7 protein-coding genes and 2 tRNA genes are annotated in these 14088 nt (G+C 36.8%); 3 read left to right on the top strand and 6 right to left on the bottom strand.

Annotated features, from left to right (window positions below; translation table 11 throughout):
• The first annotated feature begins 106 nt into the window (after positions 1–106).
• Positions 107–179: transfer RNA gene (locus AY605_RS13685), tRNA-Gly, on the top strand.
• 48 nt (positions 180–227) lie between these two features.
• Positions 228–303, top strand: a tRNA-Gly gene (locus tag AY605_RS13680).
• A gap of 170 nt (positions 304–473) precedes the next feature.
• On the opposite strand, the gene AY605_RS13675 is transcribed toward AY605_RS13680, so the two are convergent.
• From AY605_RS13675 to AY605_RS13660, 4 genes are read right to left on the bottom strand one after another with little or no spacing between them, the layout of a single operon-like run.
• Positions 474–1733, bottom strand: coding sequence for a capsule biosynthesis protein (locus AY605_RS13675; protein WP_064096926.1), 1260 nt, complete (start codon positions 1731–1733; stop codon positions 474–476).
• Positions 1734–1740: 7 nt separating this feature from the next.
• Positions 1741–3726, bottom strand: a complete 1986-nt coding sequence (locus tag AY605_RS13670) for a capsular polysaccharide biosynthesis protein (protein WP_081406386.1) — start codon at positions 3724–3726, stop codon at positions 1741–1743.
• A gap of 3 nt (positions 3727–3729) precedes the next feature.
• Positions 3730–4893: a hypothetical protein gene (locus tag AY605_RS13665; RefSeq protein ID WP_064096925.1), complete on the bottom strand. Its 1164-nt coding sequence runs from the start codon at positions 4891–4893 to the stop codon at positions 3730–3732.
• A 10-nt stretch (positions 4894–4903) separates the two neighbouring features.
• Positions 4904–6277, bottom strand: coding sequence for a bifunctional cytidylyltransferase/SDR family oxidoreductase (locus AY605_RS13660; protein WP_064096924.1), 1374 nt, complete (start codon positions 6275–6277; stop codon positions 4904–4906).
• Between the two features lie 400 nt (positions 6278–6677).
• Between AY605_RS13660 and AY605_RS13655 the strand changes: the two genes are divergently transcribed.
• Positions 6678–11306, top strand: coding sequence for a capsular polysaccharide synthesis protein (locus AY605_RS13655; protein WP_171254980.1), 4629 nt, complete (start codon positions 6678–6680; stop codon positions 11304–11306).
• Between the two features lie 116 nt (positions 11307–11422).
• Here the strand turns inward: AY605_RS13655 and AY605_RS13650 are convergent, their stop codons facing one another.
• Together AY605_RS13650 and AY605_RS13645 are read right to left on the bottom strand one after the other, a co-directional pair.
• Positions 11423–12553, bottom strand: coding sequence for a GT-D fold domain-containing glycosyltransferase (locus tag AY605_RS13650; RefSeq protein ID WP_064096923.1), 1131 nt, complete (start codon positions 12551–12553; stop codon positions 11423–11425).
• Between the two features lie 144 nt (positions 12554–12697).
• Positions 12698–14020, bottom strand: a complete 1323-nt coding sequence (locus AY605_RS13645) for a glycosyltransferase family 2 protein (RefSeq protein WP_064096922.1) — start codon at positions 14018–14020, stop codon at positions 12698–12700.
• Between the last annotated feature and the right edge of the window lie 68 nt (positions 14021–14088).

Below are 14088 nucleotides of genomic sequence, written 5' to 3'. Positions count from 1 at the left end.
ATTTAATGTCTAATCCAAAGGATTTTGATTTTATTTTATGCAATTGATGCAAGATTTTTAACAAAGGTGTTGACCTCATTTTTGCATGCTGTATTATACACGGCATGCGGGAATAGCTCAGTTGGTAGAGCATAACCTTGCCAAGGTTGGGGTCGGGAGTTCGAGTCTCCTTTCCCGCTCAAAATTTTTTCATTTAGTTTTTTCATTTAAAAAACTTTATAGACTCCGCGGGAATAGCTCAGTTGGTAGAGCATAACCTTGCCAAGGTTGGGGTCGGGAGTTCGAGTCTCCTTTCCCGCTCCAGATTCTAAAAAAGCCCTGATTTTTCGATCAGGGCTTTTTTTTAAATTCTTTTCTGCTCTTCAATGAATTTCGGGCAAAAGTATTTTATTTAAGGATTTCTCTCAACAAGATTTCTAAAATTTCTAAATTTTACCAGTTAATTATATGAGCCATGAAGGCTCTCATCCCGATCAGATGGAAACAGGATTATTGACCGGCTGCATTTCTACATCTACCTCGATATGCGACAGATCATAGTGATCCATCCAAGGTGAAGCACCATAAAATGCCCCGTTTAATTGAGAATAATTAATCAGCTCTTCACGGAAGTAATTAAAATACACCTGATCCACCTTACCTGGATTCCTCCAGAATTTAGCCAGTGGCCGTTGGTTGGTCAGCTTAGGCAAGTTATAGAGTGCATAGCCCAATACCTTGACAGGAATATGGTGATACAAAGCCTGAATGCCTGTCGTACTATTTACCGTGACAAAACCTAGGCTATTTTTTAAAAGCGTAGGTAAATGGATATCACAAAAATAGTGAATCCGCCCCTCCACATCCTGAGACTTGGCCAACTTACGGATATAAGAGGCATAATTACGATAGCCACGATCCATTGGATGATGTTTAAGTACTAAATGATGATGCGGATCTGCGGATCGTGCAAAATCCCGAATCACCATTTCAATATACTTTTTCATACATTTCAAATCAGAATGGGTACGAATTTGAAAATCGTTATGCACTTGTAGGGCAAAAACAAAATAGCGTTTTTTATAGCCCTGTATAAATGTATTAAACCGACCGTCTTCTACAAAATAGTTTTTAATGCGCCGCGCACCTGACCAGATCCAGTAATAAATTTCAGCCCAGATACTCATCTGCCTGTGGTGTTTATAATGGGGGTATTTCCATGAAAAAATCAGCATAAATAAATAATAGATCATTACACTGACTACCATTGAGCGGTAGCTATTATTGACTTCGGAAATTTCCTCAATCTGGCTATGTTTATGTTTTTTGGCTTTTAACTTCAAATGCGATAAAAAGTTGGAAAAGAAATTAACCCCGTCCTGCTCAAAGGTAATGTAGTTTGGCCGGATATACCCTTCTTCAAAAGCAAAAAAGTTAATCTGATGCTTCAATGCCACTTTTTTTGCAATCTGATGGTATTGACGGCAGTCCCCAAAACATACGACAGTATCAATATCCTGGGTTAACAGCAGATCCTCAATCCAGGCTGAAAATTCAGAAGAAGCACCGGTAAAATTAAAATTGTATTCAAAAGAACGTGAAAAAAACTGATCACCACCATTCAAGTTTACTTTAAAGCAATGAATATCATGATCTTTTAGCCATGCAGAAAAACGATTAAAAAAGTTCCCCATCGGGCCCTGTAACAAGAGGACCCGCTCAGAAAGTAATAAACGATTTATATGAACTGACATAAAGCAATTAACCTATTTTTTTTAGTATATTATATAGAGCTAATAATACACGTTTATACCTTTCGTTATAACTTACCGGTTGATCTAACTGTTTTTTTATATAAGCAATTACATCTTCAGGTCTGACCAAGGGGATACCCGACACCTCGGTATGCGCTAAATTATAGGTCGGATATTCTACAAGGGTTACATACAATAAATCCTCCAATGTAAGATGTCTATTGCGTCTTTGTGACAAGTATCTATCCTGTGTCAAGCCCCAGCCTGCATAGAAAGGTAATCCATAACAATAGACCTTTAGCCCCCGAATTAAAGCTTCGAAACCACTTAAGGACGTTATGGTATGTACCTCATCACAAATTTCAAAACACTCTAAAATGGAAGTATCAAGTTCAACCTGATCGGCATAATGCAGCATGTCCGGTTCAGGAATTTTCCCTGTGCGTAGTCCGCTCTGGACATCTGGATGTGGCTTGTAAATAATATAGCTGTCCGGATGGTTTTCCCTGACCTGCTTGAGCAGCCCCAGATTGGTTTTAACCCCCACTCCCCCGAGCTGAATCGACATATCATCTTCCACCTGTCCAACGACCAACAGAACACGTGAATGTGGAGGACGTGTTAATGATTTTTTTGTGCCGACATTGTATTTTGAAATATTTAAATCAATAAGTAATTTTCTTAATCGCTGTGCGCGGTCAATCTGCTCTGTACTTAAATTCACATTTAAAAGCAGCTGTTCTATTCGTGAAGGCTGTGTAGCATCATAGTAAATGCCGACATTGTCAAAAACCAGTGAACAGGGCCGGATCAGCTTCGCTCCTAGGCCAACAGAACGAATAAATCCATCTTCAACAGTAGTGACTTGTTCATAAGCTGATTCTTTTAATAGCTTGGCTCTTTTCCCCCAAGCTAAAATATAATGATGTTTATGCGGTTTAAAATAACGCTGGAATTTCAGCTTGAGCTGAGGAAATGCGAAATAAGCTGCAATAAACTTTTTTTTCCAGGGACTAAACCCATAGGCTATATACGATTGGGCCAGTTGTTGTTGGAACTGTATATTTGGAATAAATAAATCGAGGATTTCCTCTAACTCGCAGCGCTGTCCGGTTACTGGATTAAGATAATGTGCATACTGCAAATACGCACAGGCAAATAAATGCTGCAAGGAGTGATTTTGTCTGCGTCGCCCATTTAAAATATGCAGAGGTGCGTGATGATCTTGGGTAAGTCCCCAGCCTGCATACCATGGCACACCAAAACAGTGAACTTTTTTCCCACACAGTAAGGCTTCAAAGCCTAGCTGTGAACTGACCACATAGACCTCGCTTATATATTCCAACAGTTCAATCGGATTATAGGCCTCAGTTAAAACCCGGATATTTTCAGAATCCAAGTCCTGCGGTTGAAAATGAGATTTTGCCTTTCCCGCCATTACATCAGGGTGAGTTTTGACCCAAATAATCGCATGCGGATGATCGTGACAGGCTTGTGCCAACATGGTCTTAAAGGTTGCTGGGGTAGCACCTGCATATTTAATGGATTGATCACCAAAAGTTTGATCAACAACCAAAACATGTCTAGTTGTCTGTTCAAATTTAGCAGGATCGATGCTTTGGAATTTTTGATTATATTTGGTGACTTTATGGCTTAAAATTGTCTGAATGACGGATGAAGCTCGCAGGTTTAATTTTTCATTTTCAGGTTGAACAATCAGTTGTTCCAAGTCAGAAGGCTGTAAGGCATTAAAGTAAATGCCTGTAGTGTCAGCAACCAGAGAAAGAGCTGCGAAGCCCTGTTTACCCAACCCCAAAGAACGGATAAAACCGTCCTCCAGGCAGAGTATTTTTAAGCCCTTTTCCTCTGCCAAAGCTTGGGCTTTGAAAAAACTTTTTTTGCGTCCCCAGCCTGCTGTATGATTTTTATAAGGTTCTAACAGAGGCTTCCAAGCCTGCATTGAATTTTTTTCTAAGTATTTAAATAACAACATGAATTAATATAATTCCAAATTTTCCCGATAATTTTTGATCTTGTTCTCGTATGCAAACCCACACAACCATTGTATACGTTGTCTAAATGACATTAATCTCAAATTTTCCTCAAAATAACCAATCAGATAATCATCATGTTTTTGTATTTCATCTTTTTGCTGTGAAAAACTGAAGGCTTCTACATTAAAGTTTTGCAAAGATCGTGTGGTTGCATACAAATATTGCACCCGGCGCGGAATAATAAGCCTATTCAAATAATCCTGATCAAAAAGTACTAAAGTCGGTATCTTATTATTAATCAGCTGCATTTCCATCGCCGAAATATCAGTCACCGCAGCTGCAACTTTAAGCTTAGGCTTATAGGATTGTGAAATAAGCGTATAACCCCGATAAGACCAGTGATCTGCTAATTTGATTTGTGCTTTCACCACTACAATTTCAAGCGATGATTGCTTCAACTCATTTAACATCTTTTTGAAATGAACCAAGTATTCTTTATCCCGGTGTCCTAGGTTAGGATGGGGCTGTATATACAGCTTTTTTATCCCATATTGTTGGATAATATGTTTTAAAATTTTAGTGGCTTGCAGTCCAATCGAGGAATAATTCTCCTCAGGTACGCCGCCCTCCCAAGTAGGAGCATAAAGCAGGCTTTGGCTATCGGATGCGAATACATAAGCATTTTGACCAATAAAGGTATCACCCATTGTTAAGACGCGATGTTCATGCTGAATATTGTATGAATTAAAAATACCTGCCTTTAAAAACCGCTCAATACCTACCTGTCCTGAGGTAATAACAAAATCGTAAATTCTTATAATCGGTTTAATAGAAGCCAGTTTATGGCTTTCACCATGGGTGACAAAAATATGGGTTAAATCACGGCGTGCCGTAATTTTACAATTTGACTGTGCATTAAACAGATAAAATACAACCTTATGTGAAATAAAATTCAAATCACTGTTTTTACGTATAAATTTATATTTTATCCGCTGTGAACCTAGTCTATTTTTTATATATTTTTCAATATCTTTATAATATTTAAAATAAATACAGATACAGTCATCAGCATTAAAAATATCTGCCTGAAAATAACTTATGAGTTGATCTATGGTACCTTCAATTTTTGAGTCTATATAAATGTAATACAAATTATTTCCAGGCATGGGCAGCTTCTTATCGACCGTCTTTTCTAACGTCTACAATTATACCGGTATTCTGCGTACCCAGCACTTTTAAACTAGCCAAGGCAACCTCCTGAGCAGACAATAATAATCCGGCAGGCTCTATACCGAAGTTCGCTGTTCGCATTGGGGTAGCGGTACGTTCCGGATTAATACAGGTCACCCGAATACCTTCATTACTCCACTCTTCAGCTAAAGCTTGAGTAAAGTTGACAATCGCCGCATTTGTTGATGAATATACTGCATAGAAAGCACGGCCTCGAGTATAAGAACTAGAAGTAAAATTCATTAACATGCCAGAAGTTTCTAGCAGATAGGGTTTTGCTGCAATGGCCACATTTACCGCGCCGGTATAATTCACACCAATTAAAGAGGTGAGTTCTTCTATACTTAACCGATCAATAGGTTTCTTGATCAGAAGTCCGGCTGTATTCACCACATAGTCGATATGACCCATTTTTTTCTTTATAGTAGACAGATAAGCTTTAACACTTTCCAGATTACAAATATCGACCTGATTATATGAACGACTGGCAATTTCTACATTCGCCCCATGTACCAAGGCTATATTTTTCATTTCCAGGCCAATACCACTGCTGCCACCAAAAATGACAATATTTTTATCTTTTAAAAAATTTAAGCTGTCGCCATTTTTAAACGGAATATCATGAGCAGACTGTAGAAACTTTTCTGCAATAAATAAATCAACCGGATGGGTAACTTTAATATTGCGTTCATTTCCCTCCACCGTCGCCACACGTACCTGAGGCAACATGGCACGCACTACCCCGCAATCACAGGTAAAGGTCTTTCGATTCATTTCTAATGCTTTACTATAAGCAAGTTGAATAGTACCCAAGGTGAAAGCCTGGGGCGTCTGTCCACGGCGCATAAATGAGCGATTGGGAATATTTGAAATACATCCATCATCATAAACTTCCACGAGAGTGTCCGCAGATGAAATTACGACATCAACAGCATCAAAATCCTGCAGCGCTGTAAGGCAATTAGAAATAATCTGGTGATTCACCAAAGGCCGTACTGCATCATGGAATAAAACTTTACACGTCGCATCATTGCCTCTTAGGGCTGTCAGTGCTGAATAGGTTGAATCAAAGCGTTCTGCACCACCTGTCACGACTTTAGTAATTTTTGACCAATTATTCTTTTTAATGATTTCCCAGGTACGGTGAACATTCTGGGTCTGGGAAACAATAATAATTTCGTCAATATCTTCGGAACTCTGAAATACATCGATGGTATATTCAATAATTGCTTTACCGGCAAGTTTAGTAAATTGTTTGGGCAAGGCTCCACCAAAGCGTGAACCAGAACCACCAGATAAAATTACAGCAATGTTTTTCATTATCTTCTCAAAATTTTTTGTTCTTTAGTACAGCGTTATACCGAATAAGGTATAAAGGTATAAATATAGTTTTGAAAGATAGCATGAATTGGAGCAACAGCACTAGAGTGGCTGTCACGGCTACAAGACTCTGTACAAATCACTTAATTGTCAAATGATCTATTGCTTTTAGAACATATGCTCTACAAAATAGCTTATCAATTGGCTCAAAAAAAGTATCATGGATAATCAAGAATTAATATTAATTTACAATAACTTAGTTAAATCAAAGCAGAAATCTCCATCTCCTGTTACACAAAATGAGGATTTCAAAACCGCATTAACAGCAGAATCTAAGAAAAATTATGACGAAGCACTGAAATTGTATGAACAGTGTAAAAAAGATTTTGCTAATAATGCATTGCTAGATTTAAAAATTGCAGGGATTTATGAAAAGAAAAATGATAAAGAAAAATCTCGACTCATTATCAACCATGCAATAAAAAACACCCTGCATGCCAATTATGATGTGGAAGCAGCGTTTAAGATCCACCCATCGCTATTATTAGAACGTCATCTCATGGCGGAATTTATTATTCAAAATAAATCCGAGATTAAGGAAAAAATCAGAGAAAACTTAAGTATAAAAAAAATCAATCAAAATAAAGCTTTTGTTTTCTGGGATAATCCAGCAACCGCTCCTGCTGTAGTCAAGGTGGCATTAGAAAGTCAAAAAAAATATATTGGTGAGGATTTTGATTTAATCATTTTGACTAAAAATAATTTATCTGACTATGTCAGAATTCCTCCACATATCGAAAAACTGATTAATTCTAGTCCTACTCACTTTTCAGACTGGCTGAGAACAGAATTACTCACCAAATATGGGGGTATCTGGCTAGATTCAACCTGCCTGCTGACCCAAGATTTAAGCCAGTCATTACAGGAAATCAAAAAACAAAACTGTTTCTTTTTTACTTATAGCGGTTCCCGAGTGGGCAACTGGTTTATTTATAGTTCCTCGAATTCCTATGTCCTGAATGCAATCCATACCGTCTTGAACTTATGGTGGAAAAACCAAGAAAGTTTAACCAATTATTTTATGTATCATGACATCGTTGAAATGCTGTATTGGACGGATGAAGAATACAAAAATGAATGGGATAACATGCTTAAAATCCATCCCAGAAAAGCGCTACAACTCAACCAAAGTCTCGCAAAAGAATTTAATCTTGAGCGCTTTAATGAAATTATAAATGACTTTTTCATCCATAAATTGACTTATAAGTTTGATAAAAAACTATACAATACAAACAGTTTTGTTAATTATATTTCCGATTTACCTAAAATAAATTTGAGTCCGGATATTCTGGAAAATAAATTATCAGAGCAGAAAAAGCAAAAATATAGCTGGATCTTCTCTTCTTATAACTGGCAGGGTAATCCTAAAGCTCTATTTTTATATATGAGTCATAAATACCAAAACTCCCATGAGTGCTGGTGGATTTCAGAAAATAATGAAGAATTTGAAACCCTAAAAAAACTTGGCCTTAATAATATTCTTTCTGCTAAAGATAAACGATGCAAAGCTTTATTTGCCGAGTGTGATGTCTACATCACTGAAAATTTTAGAGAGAAATATCCTGACAACCTTCCCACAACGACAAAAGTCATTAACACTTGGCATGGGGTGGGTCTTAAGCATATTGAATTGGCACTTGGCCCAGAATCCATTTTAGCAGATAGTATTGTTCGCAAACATATCCGGAATTTTAAGCTTTACCGTAATCAGTCTTATTTCCTTGCCACCTCTCCTGCAATGGAAGATCACTTTATTCAAGATACCATTATAGAGCGGTCTCAAATTATCCGAGGGCCTTATCCTCGTAATATCGTTTATGGTCAGGTACAAAGTTATGATATTAATCAGCTGATCAATAAGTCCCATTACCGGAATGTTATTCTGTTCGCCCCCACCTATCGCATCAAAAAAATTAACGGGGTGTTGAGCGAACTGATACCGAGCTTTGACTTATTATCTGCTGCAATAGCAGAAAATAATGATCTACTGATCATTAAAGTCCACCCGTTTATGAGAAATGATCCCTATTTTCTTGAAATCCAGCAGCAGTATTCTGACTCAGAACATATTATGTTCTGGAACGAAAATTATGATATCTATGAAATCTTTCATCTGATTGATATTGCAATTATCGACTATTCAAGCATTTTTTATGATCTGCTTGAAGCCAATGTTAATAAGTTCATTCGATATATTCCCGACTATCAGGAATATTCAGATACTTTAGGATTTATCGGTGATTATTTCAAATTCACCAGTGGTGTGGTTTCAGACAGCTTTGAGCACCTGCTGCAAACACTTTCTCAAGAAATACCGCTAATTGAAAATAAAGATGAGCTACTGGAATATTTCTTTTCCTATTCTAAACAAAAGACTCTGGATCAGCTCATTGCAGAAATTGACCAGCTAAAGACATTCGCAGTCCAATATAAAGAATTACACAGCTTTGATGTATTCGACACACTGATTCACCGCAAAACACTTGCTCCATTTAGTATCTTTGCGCGTATGCAACAGCAGCTTACGCATTCAGAGCTAAATTTCCCGCAGATATTCAAAGACGACTGGGTGCAAATCAGGCATAAAGTCGAAATGGATGCGCGCGATATGTTTAGAAAAACAACGTTTGAGCGCAAAACCGATCAAATTGAAATTTCACTCGATTTGATTTATGAGCGCCTTCAAAATAATTATTTACTCACGGCTGAACAAACTGATTATTTAAAAACACTCGAAATTGAGAATGAAATTTCACATGCCGAGCCCATGCAGCCCCGTATTGAATTTCTGTTAAATCTGCAGGCGCAGGGACAGGATGTCATCTTGATTAGCGATATGTATCTTCCGGAAAGCGTGATTCGTACCATGTTGCATCAGGCGGATTCCCGTCTGGATAATATTCCGCTGTATCTGTCCAGCAGTACCGGTTATCAAAAATCAACAGGGAAAATCTACAAACATATTTTCTTTGAAAAAAAATATCAGTACGAAAAATGGGTGCATTATGGCGACAATGCACATGCAGATGGTGCAGTTCCAAGAAAATTTGCAATAGAAACCCGTGTACATCACATCGACAGCTTTATTCCATTTGAAAGCAGACTCATTCATTCTGCTCCAAATTCCTGTAAATACGAAGCATATCAGCTGGCTACGCTCATGCATCGTTATCGGCAGAATAAGTTAAGCTCTGATAGCAGTATCAGCAATTCTGAATTTGAAAAAAGCTATTATGCCTATGCCTATGCAGGTTCGCTTCTGGTGCCTTATATACACTGGACTATCCTTGATGCCCTAGAACGTGGTTATGAAACACTTTACTTTATTTCCCGTGATGGCCATTACCTGAAACTGATTGCTGATGCCCTGATTGAGAAGAATAGCTATCCAATAAAAACAAAATATATTTATGGCTCTCGCAAGGTGTGGCGCCTTCCCTCTTTCATCCATACAGTTGATGATGAAATGTTTGGCCCTTTTGGCAACTTTGTCGGTATGGACAGTTTTCAGGATCTGGTGCGAGCAAGCTATCTGTCCGAAGATGAACTTCTGGCACTTTTTCCTGAATTTGAAAGCTTGAAACAAGCTAGACATTTACGGGGCGAAACTGCTGAGAATATCCGCAAAACATTGTCCAACTCGGAAATTTACCGCCAAAAAATTCTGGCACTGGCAGCAGAAAAACGGGTTATCGTAAATCAATATTTACGTGAAAATATTGATTTTTCCGAAAAATTTGCTTTTGTAGAATTCTGGGGAAGAGGATATACCCAGGATACCTTTACTCGCCTGTTAACGGATGCAGCTGGGCACGAGCTTACCAATCCATTCTACTATATCCGTAGTTTCAGTCCTGAGACTGGCTCTAATCTTCGCCATAATTTCGTCCTGGCGCCTGTAAACTTCTCGTATTTTGAGCCTCTGTTTGCCAGTACCCCTTATGAAAGTATATCGGAATATCAAAGGGTCAATGAATCGGTGGAAGCAGTGATCGTACCAAGACTCAATGACTATCATGAGTTTTTCCAACAAGGCCTGATTGAATTCGCAGAAGATTATCTCAAGATCGAAACAGGAGAACCGGCCAGCTTTGCACGCATCTTGAATGAACATAGCTATACGTATCAGATGAAAGAGTCTAGTGACCAGTTCATTTGTAATGTCTTTGCCAAGTTAGAAGACAACATTTCAAGTTTTGGTGAAATGAAAGAATATGCGCCAGTTCTTTCCATCCAACAGCTTGAATCAGTCAGAGATAAAAAAGATCTGGATCAGCTCACCAGTTCTGCTGCGATTTCACTTTCCCGAAGTCATCAGGATGTTCGGGCTTATTATCAAAAAATCTTTCAAAAGATGAAATTACCCGCAGTGAATTCAACCGGGATTAAATATGTTTATCCGACGAATAATCTTGAAAACTATATTCGTGCTGTCGAATTCCCGATTCGGATAGTTGCCATCCAACGGAACTCCATATACTTAGATATCGGATTTCGTAAAGACTCCAAACGCCAGGATCAATATTTGGCACAAGGAGAAATCTTTGAGGTTATTGCGATTGAATGGCTCACCAATGGCATTCCACGTTTAGTGACCCAACAGGGTTATGTCACGGCACACAGAGATTGGGTACTGCCCTTAAAAGAAGCAGAAGGGATTTATGTTCGTAAGAATGCATTGGGCGAATATGAAGCCATAGCGCAACCTATCACCACCAAAGAGAAATTAAATACCATGAAAAACAAACATATTGAGCAACTGATGAGTCTTCTGGAAAAACCTTATAAAATCCTTAATAAAAATGGAGATTTTGAACATATACAGCGTAAGTGGGGCAAATTCACCCGTAATCCGCATCAATTCTTCGCTGATGCAAAGAATGAAAAACTGATTTTGCTCAAGCACTGTTTTGATGAAAATACCAAAGTAGGTAAAACCCTGACGGGATGGATCCGTCGCAATCTATAAACTTTATCCAAGTATTTTCTATATTTTAAACATCTCATATCAAGTTGATGAGGTGTTTAAAATTATCACTTTATTTAAAACTAAAAACTGATGAAAGAGATTAAATAAAATTTATATCAATATGGAATTCCTTCCGGTGTAACTTTATTTAAAAATACAGTATCAAAACTATTATTTAAATGACCAATATCTAAAGCTCTTCTCCCCTGACGATGTAATCTTGCAGACAGTACGGTTCCAGTCGGGCCAAGTGCTATCAAAAATATATCAATATGTTTTTTTCCAAGACATTTTGCGAGCAGTTGATCTATATCCTGATAGGCATTCTTATTTTTTGAAAGAATATATTCTGCATTTTCAATATTAGAAAAAATTGGGTGATTCGCAGTAAATCTGGAATTTTCACCCGATATAAAACAGATTTTTTTGTCATTCCAGATTGATTTCCACAAGGTAACCATTTCTTGACCATAAAAATAAAAAGCCTCAGGTCTGGTAATCATGGCATCACCAATACGATTCTGCTGCAGATAAAACTTGCACTTTGGCCAGTATATCGGCCAAAAATTTTGCCAGAATTTATCTTCAATGAGCAAACTAGGATAACAGACCAGTAAGCCAGTATTCTCACGACTGATTTCTCTGAGTTCCTGCATCAATTTCCAGTCATGTTTTTGAAAACCGCATCCGTTGGTGGTCACCATGCAACGAATTTCACCATCACCAAATCTGGCAATACTCAGCTCCTGTTCTTTGACCATGACTAAGGTATCACGTAATGTTAAATATTTATCCTTTAAGCTATTTGCCATATCTAGATAAATATCATTCAAATACTTATTTGAAGTAACTTGATTAATATTTATTAACTTACTATTTATACTTTTAAGCAAATAAACTTCATTACTGCTATGTTCTAATAACTGATTAATAATTTGTCTGATTATTTCTACAATATTATCTTTATCACTTAAAGCTAAAAAATCAACCAGCAACTGATTATTAGAAAAAATTTTTGTTTTATGATTTATTTTGCAGTTGAAATGCTGGCAGATATTTTCCCAGCTATTATCATTTCTGAATACTAGGAAAATTTCTTTTTTTTCATTAACATCCAAGGCAAAGTAAATATCATCTTTTTTAATATTAACATAAACTACTTCATTCCTATATATTTCTACTTTTTCTATAAATTGTTCTTTTAGTAAATTTAGCTGCAAAAGTCTATGCATTTCATTTAATTTCATTACATTTTCCTGTATGAAAGTTAAATCAGAGAAAATATTATATTACTTAAAAAACCAAAATTAGATTTAATATATAAATTCTCTGATTTAATAATTTTTATTTTTTAGATACATTTATTTTTATTATATGTTTTAAAAATAACTTTAAATTAACCTTATATTAAAGATCTCCCATGCTTTAACCTCTTTTGCACCCAACTTGAACTCACCCTTCGGGGTCGCAGTAAAATACTGACCATTCTCATAGGCTATACTTATTTGATAATTAATGATGTCATGCAGTTCCAGTTTAAAAAACATTGCCTTCTTAAAAGGATAAGCGACTAAGCGTCCTCTCTTGTCGGTATATAAATATATAACGTTATTAAATTTCTCTACAAACAAATAGCAGACTTTCTGATCAAAATCATAAGCCACCTGCACAAAACTGAGATGAGGCTCTAACTCTTCAGAAAGTGTAGCAAGTTCACATTGTTCTGTTAAATCATTATAGACAAGCGCTGTATGATGGGTCGTGATCAATATTCTTTTATCAAAATTTCCCGCTGTATGCATATCGATCCTATCGATTAGATACAAATCACAGCCTTTTTTTAAATTCTCACTATCAATCACATGCATTAATTTATATGCATCTGACAGGCCCTTTTCTCCATCTTTATTATAGCGGTCTTTGAGATTTTCCAGTCTTCTGACTGACGGTCCGTCCAGATATTTGACATTAAAATTCTTATTTATACGATTCAAGGTCTTTTGTATAAAAAAATGAACGGTCAATGCCTCAAAATGTAATAGCTTAAAATCCTCGACAATATAATTTGTTTTCAATGTAATATCGATGGGATTAAAATTATGTAAGCCAGGCCATTTGAGTGGCTCATCTGCCCGGAAAAAGCATTTACCTGATACGTGACCAAACAATCCTGCCTTATGTATCAGACCCTCAGGATAAACTTCATTCCAGAAAAATACATCACTACGTTTGGTATGATGCTTAAAATATGGGGTTGCGAATACGTCTTGATAGGTTAGAGGTGCATGATTGAGATAGATCGCTTCAAAAGGCTTAATCCGCAGTGAAAAAATATTATCAGGTATGCTATCCAGAATTCTGCTGATCTTTCTTTCAGAATAGATAAACTCATCAATATCTACACATGCTAACCATTTCACCTTGGTTTTGGTCAGGGCATGTATTACATTATGACTTTGTCTGTCTTCTACCCCATCCGGCCTACCCACGAAGTCCAGATTTTTAAATTTATAATCAATATTCCAGAAAGCCTCATCACATACCTGTATATCTATCTGACTATTATCAGAATAGAGATCCTGGATATACCGATCAGCAGGATCATCCAGATAGATAAACATTTCAGATGCACCCAGCTTAAGATAATGCTGAATAAACACATCTATTAATTCTGGATCTGCTTTTACTGTTACGACTACTGACCAGTTTGACATTTTTATACACTTTAAAATTATTATGTTTAATATTTGAATTGCTCAGCCTGTCTCCAGTTTTAGAGGCA

It is taken from the genome of Acinetobacter sp. SFD (assembly GCF_001647575.1).
Taxonomy (GTDB): Bacteria; Pseudomonadota; Gammaproteobacteria; order Pseudomonadales; family Moraxellaceae; genus Acinetobacter; species Acinetobacter pecorum.
The sequence above is the reverse complement of the archived record's forward strand: the minus strand, read 5'-3'. Positions and strand labels throughout refer to the sequence as shown.

Coding starts and splice junctions, on each gene's coding strand:
- AY605_RS13660 (WP_064096924.1), bottom strand. CDS start 6,277: ATGAAAAACATTGCTGTAATTTTATCTGGTGGTTCTGGTTCACGCTTT.
- AY605_RS13665 (WP_064096925.1), bottom strand. CDS start 4,893: ATGCCTGGAAATAATTTGTATTACATTTATATAGACTCAAAAATTGAA.
- AY605_RS13675 (WP_064096926.1), bottom strand. CDS start 1,733: ATGTCAGTTCATATAAATCGTTTATTACTTTCTGAGCGGGTCCTCTTG.
- AY605_RS13650 (WP_064096923.1), bottom strand. CDS start 12,553: ATGAAATTAAATGAAATGCATAGACTTTTGCAGCTAAATTTACTAAAA.
- AY605_RS13670 (WP_081406386.1), bottom strand. CDS start 3,726: ATGTTGTTATTTAAATACTTAGAAAAAAATTCAATGCAGGCTTGGAAG.
- AY605_RS13645 (WP_064096922.1), bottom strand. CDS start 14,020: ATGTCAAACTGGTCAGTAGTCGTAACAGTAAAAGCAGATCCAGAATTA.